The sequence below is a fragment of the Variovorax sp. Varisp85 genome (assembly GCF_047304045.1).
Classification (GTDB): Bacteria; Pseudomonadota; Gammaproteobacteria; order Burkholderiales; family Burkholderiaceae_C; genus Variovorax.
Map to the genome: position 1 here is coordinate 12,541 of NZ_JBGLYN010000031.1, position 20,672 is coordinate 33,212.

General features: G+C 68.8%; 20 protein-coding genes. 13 read left to right on the forward strand and 7 right to left on the reverse strand.

The features are described 5' to 3' along the window. Positions 1-5 precede the first annotated feature (5 nt). The 12 genes from ptsP to ACCC97_RS14345 all read left to right on the forward strand — a co-directional run bounded on the left by ptsP (position 6) and on the right by ACCC97_RS14345 (position 12,376). A complete protein-coding gene (gene ptsP / locus ACCC97_RS14290) occupies positions 6-1,814 on the forward strand; it encodes a phosphoenolpyruvate--protein phosphotransferase (protein WP_413333411.1) in 1,809 nt (602 codons plus the stop codon). Between the two features lie 132 nt (positions 1,815-1,946). Then, entirely contained in the window at positions 1,947-2,321 is a 375-nt protein-coding gene (locus tag ACCC97_RS14295; protein ID WP_413316128.1) for a DUF4148 domain-containing protein, read from the forward strand. Positions 2,322-2,374: 53 nt separating this feature from the next. Further along, the gene (locus ACCC97_RS14300) at positions 2,375-2,839 is read left to right on the forward strand and encodes a Spy/CpxP family protein refolding chaperone (protein WP_413316129.1); all 465 of its coding nucleotides are present in this window, start codon (positions 2,375-2,377) and stop codon (positions 2,837-2,839) included. A gap of 94 nt (positions 2,840-2,933) precedes the next feature. Beyond that, positions 2,934-3,335, forward strand: a complete 402-nt coding sequence (locus tag ACCC97_RS14305; protein WP_413316130.1) for a DUF4260 domain-containing protein — start codon at positions 2,934-2,936, stop codon at positions 3,333-3,335. Then, complete coding sequence (locus tag ACCC97_RS14310; protein WP_413333413.1) at positions 3,329-3,721, forward strand: hypothetical protein; 393 nt, start codon at positions 3,329-3,331, stop codon at positions 3,719-3,721. Before ACCC97_RS14305 ends, ACCC97_RS14310 begins: the two co-directional genes overlap by 7 nt. Before the next feature lie 50 nt (positions 3,722-3,771). Further along, positions 3,772-4,470, forward strand: a complete 699-nt coding sequence (locus tag ACCC97_RS14315; RefSeq protein WP_413333415.1) for a response regulator transcription factor — start codon at positions 3,772-3,774, stop codon at positions 4,468-4,470. Positions 4,471-4,508: 38 nt separating this feature from the next. Then, positions 4,509-5,864, forward strand: coding sequence for an ATP-binding protein (locus ACCC97_RS14320; protein WP_413316132.1), 1,356 nt, complete (start codon positions 4,509-4,511; stop codon positions 5,862-5,864). Between the two features lie 118 nt (positions 5,865-5,982). Further along, positions 5,983-7,026: an NADP-dependent oxidoreductase gene (locus ACCC97_RS14325; protein ID WP_413333417.1), complete on the forward strand. Its 1,044-nt coding sequence runs from the start codon at positions 5,983-5,985 to the stop codon at positions 7,024-7,026. Positions 7,027-7,196: 170 nt separating this feature from the next. After that, positions 7,197-7,766 carry a fimbrial protein gene (locus tag ACCC97_RS14330; RefSeq protein WP_007830143.1) on the forward strand — a complete coding sequence of 190 codons (570 nt, stop codon included), beginning with the start codon at positions 7,197-7,199 and terminating at the stop codon, positions 7,764-7,766. Between the two features lie 151 nt (positions 7,767-7,917). After that, positions 7,918-8,694 carry a molecular chaperone gene (locus ACCC97_RS14335; RefSeq protein WP_413333420.1) on the forward strand — a complete coding sequence of 259 codons (777 nt, stop codon included), beginning with the start codon at positions 7,918-7,920 and terminating at the stop codon, positions 8,692-8,694. Between the two features lie 20 nt (positions 8,695-8,714). Next, the gene (locus tag ACCC97_RS14340) at positions 8,715-11,378 is read left to right on the forward strand and encodes a fimbria/pilus outer membrane usher protein (protein WP_413333422.1); all 2,664 of its coding nucleotides are present in this window, start codon (positions 8,715-8,717) and stop codon (positions 11,376-11,378) included. After that, a complete protein-coding gene (locus ACCC97_RS14345; protein ID WP_007830156.1) occupies positions 11,375-12,376 on the forward strand; it encodes a fimbrial protein in 1,002 nt (333 codons plus the stop codon). Before ACCC97_RS14340 ends, ACCC97_RS14345 begins: the two co-directional genes overlap by 4 nt. A gap of 7 nt (positions 12,377-12,383) precedes the next feature. Here the strand turns inward: ACCC97_RS14345 and ACCC97_RS14350 are convergent, their stop codons facing one another. The 7 genes from ACCC97_RS14350 to ACCC97_RS14380 form a co-directional block, all read right to left on the reverse strand. Further along, positions 12,384-12,707, reverse strand: a complete 324-nt coding sequence (locus tag ACCC97_RS14350) for a hypothetical protein (RefSeq protein ID WP_007830158.1) — start codon at positions 12,705-12,707, stop codon at positions 12,384-12,386. Positions 12,708-12,783: 76 nt separating this feature from the next. Then, positions 12,784-13,623, reverse strand: a complete 840-nt coding sequence (locus ACCC97_RS14355; protein ID WP_007830159.1) for a DMT family transporter — start codon at positions 13,621-13,623, stop codon at positions 12,784-12,786. 199 nt (positions 13,624-13,822) lie between these two features. Continuing rightward, a complete protein-coding gene (locus tag ACCC97_RS14360) occupies positions 13,823-14,533 on the reverse strand; it encodes an AraC family transcriptional regulator (protein WP_413333424.1) in 711 nt (236 codons plus the stop codon). 79 nt (positions 14,534-14,612) lie between these two features. After that, complete coding sequence (locus ACCC97_RS14365; protein ID WP_413333426.1) at positions 14,613-15,764, reverse strand: SLC13 family permease; 1,152 nt, start codon at positions 15,762-15,764, stop codon at positions 14,613-14,615. Beyond that, positions 15,761-17,254 (reverse strand): MFS transporter, encoded by a 1,494-nt coding sequence (locus ACCC97_RS14370; RefSeq protein WP_413333428.1) that lies wholly within the window; start codon positions 17,252-17,254, stop codon positions 15,761-15,763. Before ACCC97_RS14370 ends, ACCC97_RS14365 begins: the two co-directional genes overlap by 4 nt. Further along, positions 17,239-18,699 carry a sensor histidine kinase gene (locus tag ACCC97_RS14375; RefSeq protein WP_413333430.1) on the reverse strand — a complete coding sequence of 487 codons (1,461 nt, stop codon included), beginning with the start codon at positions 18,697-18,699 and terminating at the stop codon, positions 17,239-17,241. The genes ACCC97_RS14370 and ACCC97_RS14375 overlap by 16 nt, the downstream gene beginning before the upstream one ends. Further along, a complete protein-coding gene (locus tag ACCC97_RS14380) occupies positions 18,696-20,225 on the reverse strand; it encodes a class I adenylate-forming enzyme family protein (protein ID WP_413333432.1) in 1,530 nt (509 codons plus the stop codon). The genes ACCC97_RS14375 and ACCC97_RS14380 overlap by 4 nt, the downstream gene beginning before the upstream one ends. A gap of 195 nt (positions 20,226-20,420) precedes the next feature. Here ACCC97_RS14380 and ACCC97_RS14385 point away from each other — a divergent pair, with 195 nt between their 5' ends. Then, a complete protein-coding gene (locus ACCC97_RS14385) occupies positions 20,421-20,663 on the forward strand; it encodes a GlsB/YeaQ/YmgE family stress response membrane protein (protein WP_007830172.1) in 243 nt (80 codons plus the stop codon). The last annotated feature ends 9 nt before the right edge of the window (positions 20,664-20,672 follow it).

A 20,672-nucleotide genomic window follows, 5' to 3' on the forward strand; every position in this document is an offset into this window, starting at 1 on the left:
GTCCCATGACTTTTGCAGTCCACGGCCTTCCCGTCGCCCGTGGCATTGCCATCGGGCGCGCGGTGCTGGTGGTGTCGAGCCGCATCGACGTGGCCCACTACTTCATCAAGCCTGAAGAAATCGAGACCGAGATCGACCGCGTGCGCACCGCGCGCAACGCGGTGGCCGACGAGCTCACCAAGCTGCAGGCCAGCGTTGCGCAGATGGGCCCGAACGACACGCCGCACGAACTCTCGGCGCTGCTCGAGGTGCACCAGATGCTGCTGCAGGACGAGGTCCTCACCGGCGGCGTCAAGCACTGGATCACCGATCGGCTCTACAACGCCGAATGGGCGCTGACCACGCAGCTCGAGATCATCGCGCGCCAGTTCGACGAGATGGAGGACGAGTACCTGCGCGAGCGCAAGGCCGACCTCGAGCAGGTGGTCGAGCGCCTGCTGCACCGCATGAAGGGCACGGCCGCCGTGCTCGCGCCGAGCCCGCCTCGCCGCAAGCGCGCCACCTCCCAGGACGACGACAACGACAACGACGATCCCACCGCGGGCGACGGCATCGACGTGCCGCTGGTGCTCATCGCGCACGATCTCTCGCCGGCCGACATGCTGCAGTTCAAGAAGAGCGTGTTCGCCGGCTTCGTCACCGACGTGGGCGGTCGCACCTCGCACACCGCCATCGTGGCGCGCAGCATGGACATCCCGGCCGTGGTCGGTGCGCGCACCGCGAGCCAGCTGGTGCGCCAGGACGACTGGGTCATCATCGACGGCGACGCCGGCGTGGTGATCGTCGACCCTTCTCCGATCATCCTGGCCGAATACGGCTTCAAGCAACGCCAGGGCGACCTCGAACGCGGCCGGCTCGCGCGGCTGCGCCACAAGCCCGCCGTCACGCTCGACGGCCAGCGCGTGGAGCTGCTCGCCAACATCGAGATGCCGGAAGACACCGTGGGCGCCGTCAAGGCCGGCGCGGTGGGCGTGGGGCTGTTTCGCAGCGAATTCCTCTTCATGGGCCGCGAGTCGACCACGCGCCAGACCCGCCTGCCCGACGAAGAGGAGCAGTACCAGGCCTACAAGCGCGCGGTCGAGGGCATGCAGGGCATGCCCGTCACCATCCGCACCATCGACGTGGGCGCCGACAAGCCGCTGGACGGCAAATCGGCCAACAAGCAGGAGCACCTGAACCCCGCGCTCGGCCTGCGCGCCATCCGCTGGAGCCTGGCCGACCCGGCGATGTTCCTCACGCAGCTGCGAGCCATCCTGCGCGCTGCGGCGCACGGCGAGATCCACCTGCTGATTCCCATGCTCGCGCACGCGAGCGAGATCCGCCAGACGCTGTCGCTGATCGACTTCGCGCGCACCGAGCTCGACAACCGCGGCGCGGTGTACGGCCCGGTGAAGCTCGGCGCCATGATCGAGATTCCCGCGGCCGCGCTCACGCTGCGCATCTTCCTGAAGCACTTCGACTTCCTGTCGATCGGCACCAACGACCTGATCCAGTACACGCTGGCCATCGACCGCGCCGACGAGTCGGTGGCGCACCTCTACGACCCCGCGCACCCGGCGGTGCTGCGCCTCGTGGCCGACACCATCGCCGAGTGCCGGCGGCAGGGCAAGGGCGTGGCCGTGTGCGGCGAGATGGCGGGCGACGTGGCCTTCACGCGGCTGCTGCTGGGCCTGGGCCTGCGCAGCTTCTCGATGCATCCCTCGCGCATCCTCGCGGTCAAGCAGGAGGTGCTGCGCGCCGACACCGGCAAGCTCGAAGCGTGGGCGAAGGGCGTTCTCGAATCGGACGATCCCGCCGCAGCCATGGCGGGTTGAGCGTACTTTTCATCCGCGTCCGGCGGCGGGTGAAAAGAAACGAAACACGCCGAAACCGCGGCGAAAGGACTTTCGGCAGCGCCGCGAGCACGATCAGGTCTTCTCTTCAACCCCGAAAGAAAGACCTGCATCATGAAATCTCTCTCCCTGACCCAGCTCGTTGCCGTCGGCTCCTTCGCCATGCTCGCCGCCGCGGGCGCCAAGGCCGAAAGCTACGAGGGCGTGCAACCCGCCGTGTCGGCCAAGAGCCGCGCCGACGTCAACGCCGAAGCCGTGCGTACCGCATCGGCACCCGACCAGAACGTGGTGCGCGGCTCGCGCGGCGCAGAGGGCATGGCCGTGTCGACCGAGCGCGCACGCGTCGTCGCCGAAGCCGTGCGCGCCGCCGCCGCACCCGACCAGAACGTGACGTCCAGCTCGCGCGTGAACAGCCGGGTCGTCTCGACGATGCAGAACCCCGTCGACGCGCGCGCCGCAGCCGCCAGCGCCAAGAGCAGCCGGCTGTAAGACCTCCCCCCAACGATGCCCTCGGGCGACTCGAGGGCGAGCAAGGAATCATCATGAAGCACTGGATCAAACGCACTCTTTTCGGATTCGCGGGCGCCGCGATGGTCGCCGGCAGCATTGCCGGCTGCGCCGGCCAGCGACATGGCTGGGACGGCGACAGCGCCGACTTCCGCGCGAAGATGGTCGAGCGCGTGGGCAGCAAGCTCGAACTCGACGCCAACCAGAAGCAGAAGCTCACCGTGCTCGCCGAGAAGCTGCAGGCGCAGCGCGAAGCCATGCGCGGCGCCGGCGGCTCGGGCGACCCGCGCTCGCAGTTCAAGGCGCTGTTCGCGGGCAACAAGCTCGACCAGGCCGGCGCCGCGCGCCTGGTCGACGAGAAGACCACCGCCGTGCGCAACGGCAGCCCCGAGATCATTGCCGCCGCCGCCGACTTCTATGACAACCTGAATGCGGCGCAACAGCAGAAGGTACGCGACTTCATGGAGCGCGGCGGCCGCCGCTGGAGTCACCGTGGCTGAACCCGGCTCACCTCCAGGTTTTGCGCACTTCGTGTCGCTGCGCCACCCCCCTCTCCGGGGGCGACACCAGTGGCCCGGCGAAGCCGGTTCCACGGTGTCTCCCGAAGAGGCCGCGGCGGTAGCCGCGGGCGGCGTGCGCACCCTGCTGCGCCTCGAAGGCGCAGTGGTGCTGGGCGTGGCGCTCGCCGCCTACGCCCGGTTCGGGGCGGGCTGGGGCGTGTTCGCGCTGTGGCTGCTCGCGCCCGATCTGTCGCTGCTGGGCTACCTCGCGGGACCGCGCACGGGAGCGGCGCTCTACAACGCCGCGCACTCGTACGTCGGCCCGGTGCTGCTGCTGGCGCTCGGCGTGTTCGCGGCCATGCCGTGGGCGGTGGCCGGCAGCCTGATCTGGCTGGCCCACATCGGCATGGACCACGCGCTCGGCTACGGGCTCAAATACGCGACCGGCTTCGCCGCCACGCACCTGGGCCGCATCGGCAAGGCTGATCCATGGTGAGCCGCGACGGCGGCGCTTCCTATGCCATGCACGCGCCTGCCGCGCGCGCATGGATGCTGACAGAGGCGCTCGCGCTGGGCATCGCGTCGATGGTGCATGCGGGGTTCCTCGCGCCCGGCTACGCGCATTCGGCAGCCCGCACCGCAGAGGCGGTGATCGCCGCCGTGCTGGTGCTGGCCTCGGTCGAGACCTGGCTGCGGCCCCACCATGCGCGCCGCGCGGCCATCTTCGGCCAGGGCTTCGCGCTGCTGGGCACGCTGGTCGGGCTCGGCACCATCATCGCGGGCATCGGCCCGCGCACGGTGCCCGACGTGGTCTACCACGCGCTGCTGCTTTCCATCCTCGTGACGGGCCTGACCTGGGCGCTGCGATGCCGGCGGGTCTGATGGTCAGCGAGGTCATTCGCCACCTTCTTGTCCGGAGGCACAATCCCGCCATGCCGCGCATCCTGCTGATCGACGACGACGAACATCTCGCCGCGCCGCTGACCACCTACTTCGCACGCTTCGGCTGCACACTGGAAAGCGCCGTTCGCCCGAGCGAAGGCCTCGCAAAGTTGCGTGCCGGCACCTACGACGCCGCCATCCTCGACGTCATGCTGCCCGAGATGGACGGCTTCGAGCTGTGCCGCGAGATCCGCAAGGAAAGCGACATTCCCATCGTGATGCTCACCGCGCGCGGCGAGGTCATGGACCGCGTGGTCGGCCTCGAACTCGGCGCCGACGACTACGTGCCCAAGCCGTTCGAGCCGCGCGAACTGGTGGCGCGCGTGCAGACCATCCTGCGCCGCCAGCGCAGCGCCGCGCCGCAGGCAGTGGCCAACGGCACGCAGCATCGCGTGTTCGACGGCCTGGCTATCGACCTCGACCGACGCCAGGTGCTGCGCCACGGCGAGCGCGTGGAGCTCACCGGCACCGAGTTCGAACTGCTGGCGTTGCTGGCGGCCGAGCCCGGCAAGGTGTTCAGCCGCGACGACATCCTCAACCGCCTGCGTGGCCACGAGGCCGAGCTCTACACGCGTGCGGTCGACATCGTGGTGAGCCGGCTGCGCAAGAAGCTCGAGCCACTGGACTGCATCAAGACACTGCGCAACGCCGGCTACGCGCTGGCGGTTGCGCGCAGCGAGCTCGCATGAGATCTCGCCGGGGAGGTTTGCGCAAGGCGTGGCGCGAAATGGCCTGCCGCCGTGACGAGCTGCACAGGCAATGGCATGCCCAGTGGCACGAGAAGGTGCAGGGCAAGCGCCGCTGGCGCCGCTCGCTGCGCATACGGCTGGTGATGATGTTCGTGATGCTCGCGCTGGTGATGGCGGCGGTCTTCATGGTCGGCATGAAGAAGTCTTTTTCCACCGGCTGGGCCGAGGCCGCCAAGCCGATGCTCACGGACTACACCGACCGCCTGGTCGCGGAGATCGGCACGCCGCCCGACGTGGCGCGGGCGCAGGCGCTGGTGGCGCGGCTGCCGATCACCATCCGCATCGTCGGCCCCAAGGTCAACTGGGACTCCAACCCCCGCGGCGCGAGCAGCCCGGGCGGCTGGATGCACGACCGCGAAGAGGCGTTCGGAGGCGACAAGTGGTTCATCCGACCCACTACCGACGGACACCGCGTGATCTTCGGCTGGGCGCCCAAGCTCTGGCAGCTCGCGCCGCGGGTCATCGGCTGGGCCACGCTGGGCGTGCTGCTGTCCTGCGTGCTGCTGGCATATGCCTACGTGAGCCGGCTGCTGCGGCCGCTGATCGACATCCGCGAAGGCGCGCAGCGCTTCGGCCGCGGCGAGTTCACACAGCCCATTCCGGTGCGCCGCAACGACGACCTGGGCGACCTCGCGCAGCACATCAACACCATGGCCGACGACATCCAGGCGATGCTCGATGCCAAGCGCGGCCTGCTGCTCGCGCTGAGCCACGAACTGCGCTCGCCGCTCACGCGCGCGCGCCTCAATGCCGAGCTGCTGCCGGCTACGCCCGAAGGCCAGGCAGAGCGCGAGGCACTGCTGCGTGACTTGAACGAGATGCGTGACCTCATCAGCGACCTGCTCGAAAGCGAACGCCTCGCGAGCCCGCACGTGGCGCTGCTGCGCGAGCCGGTCGACCTGGCGGCGCTGATCCGCGAGATCGTGGCCGAGATGCCTGGTGCGCAGCACGTGCACCTCGACCTGGCCGATGGCCTGCCGCCGCATGCCGTCGACCGCATGCGCATCCGCCTGCTGGTGCGCAACCTGCTGGACAACGCGCTGCGCTACAGCGCCGACGCACCGCGGCCGCCGTGCGTGTCGCTGCGCGCGGTACTCGACGGCAAGAAGCAGGGCATCGAGATCGAGGTGCGCGACCACGGCCCCGGCGTGGACGTCGAACAGCTCGGGCGCCTGACCGAACCCTTCTACCGCACCGACGGCGCGCGGGCGCGCGCCACCGGCGGCGTTGGCCTTGGCATGTACCTGTGCAGGCTGATCGCCGAAGCGCACGGCGGCGAGCTGACCGTGCGCAACGCCGAGCCCGGGCTGCAGATCGTCGTCCGGCTGGCCTGACGCCCGGCGGAGCTGGCGGGCCGGCGGGTGCTGTCGCCTGCGCTACCAGCGCGCCTGTGGCCCGCGGCTACGATGCGCCTCCGTGCCAGCGTCCGGCATTCAAGGTCAAGGAGACACCATGAGCAGCCCCCTCACCAACCACCAGGTCCGCCTCGCCAAACGTCCCGAAGGCGCGGCCACGCGCGAGAACTGGAAATTCACCACCGAACCCGTCGGCGAGCCGGCCGAGGGCGGCATGCTGGTCAAGACGCTGTCGCTGTCGCTCGACCCGGCCATGCGCGGCTGGCTCAACGACGCCAAGAGCTACATCCCGCCCGTGGGCATCGACGAAGTGATGCGCGCCGGCGGCGTCGGCCGCGTCATTGCCTCCAAGAACCCGCAGTTCGCGGTGGGCGACACCGTGTACGGCACGCTGGGCGTGCAGGAATACATCCTGATCCCCGAAGACCAAGTCAAGCGCAACGGCCTGGTGAAGATCGACTTGCGCGTGGGCACCATCACCCAGTGGCTCAACGTGCTGGGCATGCCCGGCATGACTGGCTACTTCGGCCTGATGGACGTGGGCATGCCCAAGGCCGGTGAAACGGTGGTGGTTTCCGGCGCGGCCGGCGCCGTGGGCCAGACCGTGGGCCAGTTGGCCAAGATCAAGGGCTGCCGCGTGGTCGGCATTGCCGGCGGCGCCGCCAAGTGCGACTGGGTGGTAAAGGAGCTGGGCTTCGACGCCTGCATCGACTACAAGGCCGGCGCCGGTGCAGTGCGCGAAGGCCTCAAGGCTCATTGCCCGAAGGGCGTGGACATCTACTTCGACAACGTCGGCGGCGAGATCCTCGACATGGTGCTGGCGCGGCTCGCGCGCAAGGCCCGCATCATCATCTGCGGCGCCATCAGCCAGTACAACAACGCCAACAGCATGCCGGCGGCCGGCCCGAAGAATTACCTGAGCCTGCTGGTCAACCGCGCGCGCATGGAAGGCATCGTGGTGTTCGACTACGCCGACCGCTATCACATCGCCGTCGCCGAAATGGCCGGCTACCTGAAAGACGGGCGCATGAAGAGCAAGGAAGACGTGGTGAAGGGCCTGGACACCTTCCCGGAATCGCTCAACAAGCTGTTCGCCGGAGAGAACTTCGGCAAGCTGGTGCTGCAGGTGACTGACGAATAGCGTCCCGATTTCCAGTAGCGGGGGTTTATTTCACGGTTATTCGAAAGAGACTATTAACTATAGTTAACTCCACTAACTTCACCCATTTTGCGTTTTTGAGTCCCTAGACTGCGGCTGCCTTGCCGAAATGCAGGTAGTTACATAGTCATATCAATACTCAGGGAACGCAAATGCCAAAGACCATCTTCGTCAAACTCGCAACGCTGGCCGTGGCCGGCATGCTGTCGCAAGGCGCTTTCGCCGCGGACGGCACCGTCAACTTCACCGGCGAGATCGTCGACGCGCCTTGCTCGATTTCGCCCAACAGCCAGAACATGACCGTGCCGCTGGGCAAGGTTTCGCGCACCGTGTTCGGCACTGTCAGCGGTACGCCGCCCGTGAGCACCGCGACGATCGGCAAGAAGTCCACGCCCGCCCACTTCACGATCGACCTGCTGGGTTGCGGCGCGACCGCCAAGGGTGCGACCGTGACCTTCTCGGGCACCGCCGACCTCGACGACGCCAGCTATCTGCGCGTGGCCAACTCTGGCCAGGTGGGCGTGGGCGCGGCTTCGGGCGTGGCGATCGAGCTTGGCGATTCCGCCGGCACCAAGATCGCGCTGGGTTCGCCGTCCGGCGAATACGTCCTGGGCCTCGGTGACAACTCGCTGAAGTTCCAGGCTGCGTACGTCGCGACCCGCACGGCCGTGACGGTCGGCCCGGCCAACTCGGTCGCGCAGTTCACGGTTGCCTACAAGTAAGTAGCCCCCTTCGCCGGCGCCGAGCCCGGACCCCGCGTCCCCGGCCGGCGCCGGCATTTCCCTCTTTCCCGTTTTCTCGGCGGTGCCGCGATGCGCCGCCGTGCCGGGGTGCGTGCGTTGCGCATCTCGCTCGCGCCAAGGACTTTTTCTCATGTGCAGCAACAATCGCTTCCGCTGGGCTCTTGCCGTCCTGCTGATGCTGGGTCTCCAGTGGCCGGCCGGCGCGGGCGTGATGCTCGGCGGCACCCGCGTGATCCTCGGTGAAAAGGACCGCGAAGCTTCCATTCCGGTGAAGAACACCGGCACCACGCCCTACGTGGTCCAGGCCTGGATCGATGCCGGCGAAGGCAGGAACAAGACCCCGCTGCTCGTCACGCCGCCGCTGTCGCGGCTCGACCCCGGCATGGAAAACATCCTGCGCATCATGCGAGTGGGCGGCGAACTGCCGGCCGACCGCGAGTCGGTGTTCTGGCTCAACGTCAAGGAGATTCCCGAGAAGCCGAAGGAAGAAAACGTGCTGCAGATTGCGGTGCGCAGCCGCATCAAGCTGTTCTACCGGCCTGCGAAGCTCGCGGGCAAGCCCGAGGAATCGCGCGCCCAGCTCAAGTGGGCGGTCGGCGCCGGTGCGCAGGGGCAGGGCGCCGTGCTCAAGGTCGGCAACCCCACGGCCTATCACGTGACCTTCACCGCGCTGAACGTCAACGACGGCCAGCAGCTGATCAATGCCGACATGGTGCCGCCGTTCGGCGAAATGGCGTATCCGCTGAGCGCCGTGAAGACGCCGCAGGCGGTCCAGGTCAACTTCACCACGCTCAACGACTACGGCGGCGAGTCGCCCGAAGAGTTCGTCAAGGTGCCCGCAGGTGCCGAGCCGGTGGCCGTGCAGGCCGAGCCGGTCCCGCTGCCCGCGCGCAGTGCGAAGCCTTGAGACGCGAGGGATGAACCGCCATGCGTTGCTCACCCGCTTTCCACGCGCTGTTCCGGCCGACGATATGCGCCGCCTTGCTGGGCGCCGTGGGCCTGCCCGGCCATGCGCAGCAGCAGGTGGCCGGCTCCAGCTTCAATGAAGAGTTCCTCGGCATCGGCGGCGACCAGCCGCATGCGGACCTGTCGCTTTTCTCCTTCGGCAACCGCGTGCTGGCCGGCAAGTACATGGTCGACGTGTCGCTCAACGAACGCGGCGCCGGACAGACCGAAATCCGCTTCGTCGAGAAGAATGGGAGGAACGACGCCGTGCCCTGCCTCACGCGCCCCATGCTCGACGACTGGGGTGTCAACGTGGCGGTGTTCCCCGCGTTGGCGAACGTTGCGGAAGATGCCTGCGTCGACCTGGCTGCGACCATTCCCGATGCGGCGTTCACCTACGACGGCGGCAAGCAGCGCCTGTTCGTCAGCATTCCGCAGGCGGCGCTGAAGCGCTCGGCGCGCGGCGCGGTCGGTCCCGAGAAATGGGACAGGGGCATCACCGCCGGCATGTTCGACTACCAGCTGAATTTCGCGCGCTACAGCGGCAACCGCTACCGCAACGATGCCAACCCCTTTGCGGTGCCGCAGAACGTGTTCGACGGCAACCCCTTTGCCGATCGCAACAGGAACATCCTCCAGCGCAACACCCTGTTCGCGGGCCTGCGCGCCGGCTTCAACCACGGCGACTGGCGCTTGCGCCACTTCTCGACCTACAACCGGGGCATCGACGGCCGCAGCCGCTGGCAGGGCATCAGCACCTACGCGCAACGCGACCTCGCCTCCATCCACGGCCGGCTGCTGATCGGCGACGGCAACACGCCGGGCAACTTCTTCGACAGCCTGCCGTTTCGCGGTGTGCAGCTGTCGTCCGACGATGCGATGCTGCCCGACAGCCAGCAAGGCTATGCGCCCACCATCCGCGGCGTGGCGCAGACCAACGCACGCGTCACGGTGCGCCAGAACGGCTATGTCGTCTACAGCACCTTCGTGGCGCCGGGCCCGTTCGTCATCGACGACCTCTATCCGACCGCGTCGAGCGGCGACCTCGAGGTGACCATCGTCGAGGCCGACGGCCGGCAGACCCGGTACACCCAGGCCTTCTCGGCCGTGCCCACGCTGCTGCGCGAAGGTACCTGGCGCTATTCGGCCACCGCGGGCAAATACCGCAACGGCTATCACGGCGGCACACCGGGCATGCGGCGTTCCCTCTCGCAGCCGTCTTTCATGCAGGCGACGCTGGCGCGCGGCCTGGGCAACGAGTTCTCGCTCTACGGCGGCGCGCTGATGGCGAACATGTACCAGTCGCTGCTCGTGGGCGTGGGCAAGAACCTGCGCGATTTCGGGGCCGTGTCGGTCGACTTGTCGAGCGCGCGCACCACCGACCGCACCCGCGCCCAAGGCGTGAGGACATACGGCGGGCAATCGCTGCGCTTCCTCTATTCGAAAGCCTTTCTCGATTCGGGCACCAATTTCCGCGTGGCCGGCTACCGCTATTCGACCAGCGGCTACCGCACCTTCCAGGAGGCGGTGCAGATGCAGGACCTGCAACCCTTCGAATCGTTCAACAGCCGCCGCAACGAGGTGCGCTTCGAACTCTCGCAGCAACTCGGCGACCAGGGCACGGTGTACGCGTCCGCACGCCAGCAGAGCTACTGGGGCACCGCTGCCAAGGACCGGCTGGTGCAGCTGGGCTACTCGGGCAACTACAAGCAGTTCGGCTACAGCGTGTTCTACAACCACACCACCAGCCTGAACCGGCCGGCTAGCCGCCAGATCATGTTCACGCTGACCGTTCCGCTCGGCGACACCCGCGCCAGCGCCCAGTACGCCGTGACCCGCGACGGCAGCAGCCGCGTCAACCAGCAGGCCAGCGTCTATGGCTCGGCCTTCGAAGACAGCCGCCTGACTTACAACGTGACGGCCGGCCATGCGAACCGGGGCGGTAGCGACAGCGGCAGCGCGGGTGCGAGCTACCTGTCGCCGGTCGGGCGTTTCGACGTCGGCCACTCGATGGGCCGCGGCTATGGCCAAAGCACCTTCGGCATGGCCGGTGGGGTGCTGTTCCATGGCGGCGGCGTCACGCTGTCGCAGCCGCTCGGCGAAACCGTGGCGCTGGTGCGGGCGCCAGGGGCGCAGGGCGTGGGCTTCGAGTCGCAGCCCGGCGTGGCAACCGACCGGGCCGGCAATGCCGTCGTTCCCAACCTGACGCCGTACCGCCTGAACCGCCTGGCCATCCGCACGGCCGATCTCGGCGACACGGTGGAAGTGAAGAACGCCGCGACCGAGGTGGTGCCCACGCGCGGCGCCGTGGTGCACGCGAAGTTCGAGACCTCGGTGGGCTTCCGCCTGCTGATGACGCTGACCGATCCGGGCGGCCGCATGCTGCCCCTGGGCTCGAAGGTCGAGAACGAGGCGGGCCAGGAAGTCGGCGTGGTCGGTCCCGAGGGGCAGGCTTTCGTCACCGGCGCGGGCAGCACCGGCCGCCTGACCGTGCGGTGGGGGGCTGGCAAGGCCGACCAGTGTGTCGTGTCCTACAGCCTTCCCGAAGAAAAGAACCCACCGCCGATCCGCGAGCTGAGCGGGCAATGCGATACCACCACAACCGCTCCCACGCCAAACGACAAACAACCAAAGGGAACGGAATGAGCCACAGCATTTCTTCTGGCCTCATGCGTATCGCCGTTGCAGCAGCGGCGGCGCTGCTCGGCGCGCAAGGCGCCTGGGCGGCGTGCACGCGCTACCCAGGTGCGACGGAGAAGTTCATCACCATGGACATGGGCAAAGTGATCATTTCCAATGATCTGCCTGTCGGAGCCGTGATTGCGAGGAAGGTGTTTCCTATTCCAACCAGGGGCACGTCGGAGTACATGTTCGACTGCACCCGGGGCGGCGGCACGCTCATCGGGGAGATGCTGCTGGGAGCACCGATGCCGAGCGATCCGACGACCTACTCGACGGCGGTGCCAGGTATCGGCATCCGCTTGTCGCGAGTGATCGACGCAACCTTGACCGTGAACTACCCGCACCGGCTTCCGCGTGGACCCTTCTACATCTACTTTCCGCTGGGAACGCAGTTCCAGGTCGAGCTGATAAAAACAGCGGCCGCTACAGGAAACGGGGCACTGGCCTCGGGGACCTATACCCGCTACTACGGTGACGGCGACGGTGTGTCGATGCTGACTACCGTGCTCTCCGGCAATGGCATCACCATCGCCGCGCCGTCATGCTCGGTGGACCTGGGCTCCCGGAACGTTTCGGTGCAGTTCGGGAGGGTGCCCCAGAGCAACTTCAAGGGCAGGGGCTCCACCACCGGCGACCGCAACTTCAACATCAAGCTCAGCTGCCAGGCCGGGCAGAACACGCAGAACACCGTCTACCTGCGGATGGATGCGACGCAGGACCCGTCGAACGAACAGGGCGTCCTGAAGATCACCCAGGGCGGCTCGGGCACCGCCACTGGCGTGGGCATCCAGGTGGTCGACAACCAGGGCGTGCCGGTGAAGTTCGGCGAAGACACGCTGGTCGGCCCGTCGAAGAATGGCGACTATGTGCTGCCGTACACCGCGCGCTACTACCAGACGGGCAACAAGGTGACGCCGGGGCGTGCGGACGGCACGGCCACCTTCACCCTCGACTACAAATAGCCTGCGCTCAGTTTTCGTCGGGGCGCATGGGAATGTCGCCCATCGCCTCGTCCTCGCGCAGGCCGCGCGCGGCCTTCAGCAGCTCGATCGACAGCCCTTCGCCGTGGCCGGCGAAACCCTTGGCGATGCCTTCGAGCACCGTCGACAGGCCGGTTTCGCCGTCGCTGCGCGCGTCCATGCTGATGTTCAGCACCCGGGCCGCCATCTGGCGGTAGGTGACGGCGCCCGCGCCCTCCAGCGCGGCCACGAGGTCGAGGTACAGCGCCAGGTTCAGGTCGAACACCAGCTTGGGCGTGATCTCGAAATCCTCGCTCTTGTTCTTGCTGTCCATGGGAATTGGCTCCTTTTTTTCCTTGGCCCCCACTCTAGCCAGAAAAAAGCGGGCAATCCGTCGGATACAGCCTGATTCAGCGTGCGCGGGTGCCCATGATTGCGGCCGAGATGATGAGCCAGGCCGCGAGCACGATGGTCCAGGTCAGCGGCCTGCCGGTGACGAGCAGCAGCAGCGCAGTCGAGCCCAGCGGCGTGATATAGCTCAGGATGCCGATCTGCCGCGCGTCGCCGCGCTTGAGCGCCATGTCCCACACGAAGAAGGCCGCGCCCAGCGGACCGAGGCCGCACAGCACGAGCAGCAGCCAGTCGCGGCCCGACAGCGTCACGGAAGGTTCGAGCACCGCATGGCAGGCCAGCGAGAGCAGGCCCGAGACCAGCCCGAACAGCCCGATCGCCGAGGTCGGGAAGGCCGCGACGCGCTTCGTCCACAGCGAGTAGCTGGCCCAGACGAAAGCCGAGGCCAGCGCCGGCAGGAAGCCCCAGTAGCCGGCGACGGCCGTGGCGCCAACCCTTGCGCCGAGGATCGCGGCAGCCGCGCCTGCGAAGCCCAGCAAGCCCGCCACCAGGTGCAGCGGCCGCAGCGAAACGCCCGGCAGCAGCACCGGCGCCAACACCACCATGAGCAGCGGCCACAGGTAGTTGACCAGGTTGGCCTCGACCGGCGGGGCGTAGCGCAGCGCGATGAACAGCAGGAAGTGATAGCCGAACAAGCCGTAGATGCCCAGCGCCAGCGTGCGCGGCGGCACCCTCCAGGCGCGGCGGTCGCGCAGCACGAGCGGCCAGCTCGGCACGCTGCCGATGATGAGCGCGAGGCCGGTGAGCAGGAACGGGGGCAGGTGGGACAAGGCCGTGCCGAGCGAGGCGAGTGTGGTCCAGAGCGCGATGGCGAGAAGGGCGTAGACGGTCGACGACATGGACGCCGAGGCTACGCGATGAGGTCGTCGTGCAATGACGGTTCGTCGTCGCGTAACGACGGTTTGCTCTCCTGCTCCTTCCCCCTCTGGGGGAAGGTCGGGATGGGGCAGGCCTTGGAGCGGGTGCTGCGCCGTTTTCGACGCCGCCGTGCCCCCACCCCGGCCCTCCCCCAGCGGGGGGAGGGAGAAAGGCGGGGGATCAGCGACGCAATGCGGCGGTCAGAGCCGATGGCGAGCGATAGCCCGTTAGGCGCGCCGTTTCGGCCACGCTCATTCCGCCGAGCCGCAGCTCGCGTGCATGCGCCAGCCGCAGCGAGCGCAGCCAGTGCATCGCGCCCATGCCCTGTTCGTCGCGGCAGCGCTGCGCGAACTGGCTCGGGCTGAGGCAGGCGGCACCGGCCAGGTCGGTCACGCCCAGCGGCTCGTGCCAGCGGGCGCGGGCCCAGTCGGCGAGCACAGGCCAGTCGATGCGACGGCGGCGTGAATCCGCATGAGAGGGCGGCGCGGGGTTCCAGGCCTCCAGCAGCAGCGCGGGGCCGTTCTGCAGGGCCAGGGCCGAGGCCTGCGGCTGCCGCAGGCATTGCGCCAGGTAGCGCGCCAGCGTGTGCAGCTGCGGCGCACCGGGCGGTGCGCGCTCGGCGCAGCGGGCCCATGCCGCGTGTGTGGTGTCGAGCACCAGGCACACGCTGCCTTGCTTGCGCGCGCTGAAGTCGTGCCGGTCGCCGGGTGCGACCACCTGCGCCTCGCCCACGCCGATGCCGGCACCGCGGCCTTCCACTTCGATCTCCAGCACGCCGTCGAGGCCGATCAGCACCTGGAAATGATCGTGCGCGTGGCTGCCGTGCGAGTCGCCGTAGTTGCGCAGCGAGAGTGCGTGGCTCGTCGGCGGGGAAGAGGCAGGGACGTGCATGTTCTTGCGTATTCTCCGTGCAGCCTCTTCGACGCGCCAGCTGACGGCCTTCAGGCTCCTGAAGGCGTGCGCGGCGCCATCAACCGAGCCGCAGCAGCACCGCCGACGCCGCGCACACGATCAGAAACGGAATGCTGATGCGGTGGAACTCGCGCAGCCCGTGCGGCACCTTGGCCAGCCGCAGCGCGATCAGGTTGGCCAGCGAGCCCAGCACGCAGCCGAAGCCGCCCACGCTCACGCCGGCCGCGAGCGCGGGCAGGTCGTGCACGTAGCGGTCCAGCAGGATGGTTGCCGGCACGTTGCTGATGAATTGCGAGGTGACGATGGCCGCGAAGTACGCGCGCCAGCCTTCGGCAATCGGCCACCGTCCCACGGTCGCGGCCACGGCCGGCAGCTCGGCGAGCTGGCGCAGGTCGACGAACATCAGCGCGATGATCGCCAGCAGCGCCCAGTCGACATCGCGCAGCACGCGGCGCTGGAACAGCAGGTAGGCGCCGAACACCACCGCCAGGCCCGCCAGCAGCCAGTGCCGGTCGAGTGCGACGACGAAGCCCACGAACAGCACGCCCGACAACGCCAGCAGGCGCGGTCGCACCGCGGCAGGCTCGGCGGCGGGCTTGAGCGCGATCGGCGTTCGCGGCGCCAGCAGCCACACGGCCACGACCAGCCAGAGCAGCATGACGAGCACCGTGGGCGCCATCATGGCCATGAAGCCGCCGAAGCTCTCGCCGGTGCGGTGCCACAGGTACAGGTTCTGCGGATTGCCGATGGGCGTGAGGGCAGAGCCCGCGTTCACCGCCAGCGCTTCCAGCACCACCAGCCGCGCCAGCGGCAGGTGCGCCTGCGTGGCCAGCACGCGCGTGAGCGGCACCAGCAGGAACAGGCTCACGTCGTTGGTGACGAGCGCTGACAGCACGGCGGCGGTGGCGCTGAGCAGCAGCGCGAGCTGGCGCAGGTTGGTGGTGCGTGCGAGCAGGCGCTGCGCGGCCGATTGCAGCATGCCGCTCCTCTCCACCCCCTGCGTGATCGCGAGCAGCCCGGCCAGGGCTCCCACGGTCTGCCAGTCGACCAGCTGGAGCCAGTCCATCGGTGCGCGCGGCCGCAAGAAGGCGAACGCCACAGCCACCACCAGCAGCACCCAGAGCAGGCCATTGCCGCCGCTTTCGTGCGGCAACGGGGCGTTGTCGTCGGGGGCGGCAGGAGGCAGGACGGGCGCAGTATCTTTGGTCATGGGGCGGTGGTGGTCAGGGCGGAGGCGGCCGGCGCGCTCGCGGGAGAAGAACGAGGCCGGTGGCGAGTTTCGGGCATTGCCAGGGCAAACAGCGTCAGGGCCCCGGCCGCAATGCCCGCGAGCATGACAAATGCCGTGCCGTAGCCGGCCAGGTGCGCGACCGTGCCCGCGACCAGGTTGCTGAGCGCAGCGCCCAGCCCCACGCAGGCCCCACCGAGGCCGAGCGCAAAGTTGAAGTGGCCGCTGCCGCGCGTCAGGTCGCCGATCATCAGTGTGAACATGGCGCCGAAGACGGCCGCGCCGATGCCGTCGAGCACCTGCAGCGCCAGCAGCGCGGCAGGGCTGTCGGCCAGCAGGTAGAGCAGCCCGCGCACCGGCAGCACCGCGAAGCCGACCAGGAAGATCGGCTTGCGCGCGAGCCGCGGCGCCCAGCGACCGACCGCGAGGCCGATCGGGATGGTCACCAGCTGCGTGACGATCACGCCGCCCGAGAGCCACAGCGTGGCCGAGCTGCCGGACTGCGTGCCGACCTTCTGCGCCACCAGCGTGAGCATCGCGGCATTGGCCAGGTGGAACAGGAAGGCGCAGGCGAGCAGCACGAAGAGGCGGTGGTCGTGCCAGCGTGCCGTGGAGGGCGCACCGCCGGCGTGCGTCGCGGCGATCACGCGCACGTCGACCTTCACCGTCCGGTGGCTGCCCAGCGGCGTGACCTCGCCCTCCTGCAACGCACGCAGGATCTTGGCCTGCACGTCCAGTGCCATGTCGCCGATCTCGTCGAGCAGCAGCACGCCGCCATCGGCCGCGCGAAAGCAGCCGGGGCGTTCGCCGCTCGCGCCGGTGAAGGCGCCGCGCACGTGGCCGAAGAGTTCGCTTTCGAGCAGCTCCTTCGGAATCGCCGAGCAGTTGACGGCCACGAAGGGCCGGCCGGCGCGGGCCGAATGGCGGTGCAGCGCGCGCGCCACCATTTCCTTGCCGGTGCCGGTTTCGCCGAGGACCAGCACCGGCATCGCGCTGGCGGCGGCCAGGCCGATGCGCTTGTGCACCTCGCGCATCGCGTGGCTCGGGCCGATCAGGTTGCTGCCGTCGCCGTCCTGCGGCACGCCGGAGGGCGACGCTGCCGCGTGCTGCTGCAGCGCGCGTTCCAGCACCTCGCGCACCGCCTCGCGGCTGATCGGCTTGGCCAGGTGATCGAAGGCGCCCAGGCGCATCGCCTCGATGGTGTTGCCCGCGCTCGCGAACGCCGTGAGCACGATCACCGGCGGCAGGCGCACGAGCCTGGCCTGCATGGCTGCGAGTGTCTGCAGGCCATCCATGCCGGCCATGCGGTGGTCGAGGAACACGGCGTCGAAGCGCTCGCGCGACGACGACAGCGTTTCCAGCGCCTCGGCGCCGCTGGCCGTCGCCACCACGCCGTGGCCGAGGCCCTGCAGCGTTTCGGCGAGCGTGTCGCGGAAGGCGTTGTCGTCGTCGACGATCAGGAGGTGCGCCACGGAAGCTCCAGTTCGAAGCGGGTGCCCGGTTGCATGGGCACATGATGCAGCTCGCCGCCGTGCGCCAGCGCCACTTCGCGTGCCAGCGCCAGGCCCAGCCCGGTGCCGTCGGCGCGGCCGGTGGCAAAGGGCTCGAAGAGGCTGGCCTGCAGCGGTTCGGGTACGCCCGGGCCGTCGTCGTCCACGCGGATGAGCAGCATGCGCGCATCGGGCTGCACGACGGCCAGCACCACGTGGCCGCCGCGCGGCGCATGGCGCACGGCGTTGTCGAGCAGGTTGTCGACGGCGCGCGCAAGGTGTACCGGGTCGAACACGGCGCTGGCGGGCAAGTCGTGATGCAGCGAGATCTGCACGCCGCCCGCCGCTGCCTTCGGCGCGACGGCGGCCACGCGCTCTTCGAGCCAGCGATGAAGCGCCACCTCGGCCGGTGCGAGGGCTACCGGCTGCACTAGCGCGAGCAGGCTTTGCACGAGGCCGTCGAGCCGGTCGATCTGCCCGACGATGACCTGCAGCGCCTGGCCCTGCCGCTCGGGCGCGGCGGCCAGCGCGTTCTCGGCCTTCAGCCGCATCGTGGCGATCGGGTTGCGGATCTCGTGGGCGATGCCGCCGGTCATGCGGCCGAGCGCCGCCAGGCGCTGGTCGCGGCTGTGCTGCTGAGCGGCCGCCCGCACGTTCATGCGCGCCTCCTCGAAGCGCAGGCGGTAGCGGTTGAAGCCGTCGACGATGCGGTCGAGTTCGTGCACGCCGGTGCGCGGCAGCTCGGGCATGGCATCGCCGTCCGCATCGGCCTGCGCGAGCCGGGTTTCGAGGCGCTGCACATGGCGCAGTCCGCGTCGAAGGATGAAGCCAAGCCAAAGGCCCGATGCCAGCACCAGCGCCAGCAGGACGCTCAGGCCGGTGCGCAGGCTGTCCTGCGCGGCCAGCGCGCCGCTGCTGGTGCGAGTCATGGTCCACGCCGCCAGGTCGTTGCCCGGCGCGGCCAGCGGGCAGGCCGAGACGATCAGCGCCTCACGGCTGCCGCGCACCACATCGGTCTGCGGCTGCCGGGTGCGCGCCGCGAGCTGTGCCATCTCGGCGATCAGCGGCTGCTCGGCCACGGGCACGTCGCGCTTGACGCCGCTGCCTTCGTAGGTGGGGTAGGCATAGGCCAGCTGTCCGCCGGCGGCCTGCCACACGCCGCCCTCGACATGGGGCGCCTCGATCAGCACCAGCTGCAGCAGCACTTGCAGCAGATCGACCTGCGGCTGCGCCGAGGAAGGTGCGGCCGCCGACCTGGCATAGCGCGCCGCGATCGCGCGGCACGACTGCTCGGTCGCAGCGCGCCCCGCAGCCACCTGCGCGCCGGCACTGCTTCGGTAGAGCGTGAGCATCACCACGGCCAGGGCGGCGCACATGCCGAACAGAAGCATCCAGAAAAAGACCAACTGACCGCGAAGGGATTTCATCCACCGCGTTCACGCAGTTCGCGCTTGAGCACCTTGCCGATGGCGCTGCGCGGCAGCTCCTCGATGAAGGAGAGACGTGCCAGGCGCTGCGTCTTGCCGAGCTGGGCGTTGGTCCATTGCAGCAGCGCGTCCTCGGTTGTGCTGTCGCCCTCGCGGCGCACCACGAAGGCCACCGGCGTTTCGCCCCATTGCTCCGACGGCACTCCGATCACCGCCACGTCGGCCACCGCCGCATGGCCGCGCAGCACGGCCTCGAGGTCGCTCGGGTAGATGTTGAAGCCGCCGCTGATGATCATGTCCTTCTTGCGGTCGAACAACGTGAGGAAGCCGTCGGCGTCGAAGCGCCCTACGTCGCCGGTGCGGATGAAGCGCTTGCCGGTGGCGTCGAACCATTCGGCCTCGCGCGTCTTCTCGGGCTGGCGGTGGTAGCCGGTCATCATGCCGCCCGAGTGGCCCACCACCTCGCCGGCCACCTCGGTGTTGCCGCGCGGCAGCTCGTTGCCTTCCTCGTCGATCAGGCGGATGTCGCTGCCCTCGGCGGGCTGGCCCACCGTGTGCAGCTTGGTCGGGTGCAGGTGCGCCTCCAGGATGCAGGTGCCGCCGCCCTCGGTCATGCCGTAGAACTCGATCAGCCCGCCGGGCCAGCGCTTGAGCACGTCGGCCTTGAGCGCGGCGTTGAAGGGCGCGCTGGTGCTGAACTTGAACTTGTAGGAGGACAGGTCGTGCGCGTCGAAGCGCGGATGCGCCATCAACCGCTGGTACTGCACCGGCACGAGCATGGTGTGCGTCACGCGGCGTTGCTCGGCCAGCTGCAGGTAGCCGAGCGCGTCGAACTTGGGCATCAGCACCACGCAGCCGCCGAAGGCGATGGTGGGGAAGAACACCACCAGCGTGGTGTTGGAGTACAGCGGCGTCGACAGCAGCGTGACGGTGTCGGGACCGTATTCGTATTTGGCGCCGCGCTGTACGTGGGCCCAGCGCATGCCGTGGCCCTGCACGATGCCCTTGGGCTCGCCCGTGGTGCCCGACGAATAGATGATGTTGAAGGGCCACGAAGGCTGCGTCTCCACGGCCTTGGGCTGCACACCTGCCGGCGCGAGCCAGCCTTCGAAGTCGCGGCCCACGTTCGAGCCGTCGAGCGCAATGCGTGCAATGCCGCCTTCCTTCGCGGGGCCGATCACCTCGGCGGCCGAGGCGTCGCTGAACAGGATGCGCGCATCGGCGTCCTCGATCATCCGGGCCAGGCTGGCGGGCGTGGAGCCGGGCGCCAGCGGGGCCACCGCGACGCCCGCGCGCAGCGCGCCCAGGAACACCGCCGCGTAGTTCACCGACGACGAGGCGCAGATGGCGATGGCATCGCCGGGCTGGAGCCCGTCGCGCTGCAGGCTGGCCGCGACGCGGTCCATGAGCGCGTCGAGTGCGTGGTAGTCCAGCGTGCGCCCGGCATCGGCCAGCGCGGCGTGGTCGGGCGTGTGTTGCGCATGGAGGTGGACCAGATCGGCAATGGCGCCGAAATTGCGTTCCATTTCGGCTTGAACGGCAGGGTGCGTTTGCAAGGTCATTCCTTCTTCTTGAGCAACCGGCAGGATAGCGAAATGCTGCCGCTTTCGGCCAGCTCCTTGGCGACCGCGCGGCTGTCGGAGGGCATACCGTCAGGCCGCGCTCAGGATGGGCGGGCAACGATCCCGCATCATCTTTTTTCAACAGACAGGGAGTCTCTCTTGCACATCATCTGGACCATCTTGATCGGCTTCATCGCGGGGCTGATCGCCCGCGCCATCCTTCCGGGCAACAACTCCATGGGGTTCATCCTCACCGTGGTCCTGGGCATTGCCGGGTCGCTGGTGGCGACCTATGCAGGACAGGCCCTGGGGCTGTACGCTGCGGGCGCGGGCGCCGGCTTCATCGCCTCGGTGATCGGCGCGGCCCTGCTGCTCGGGGTCTGGCATCTCGTGGCCCGGTAACAAGGAGAT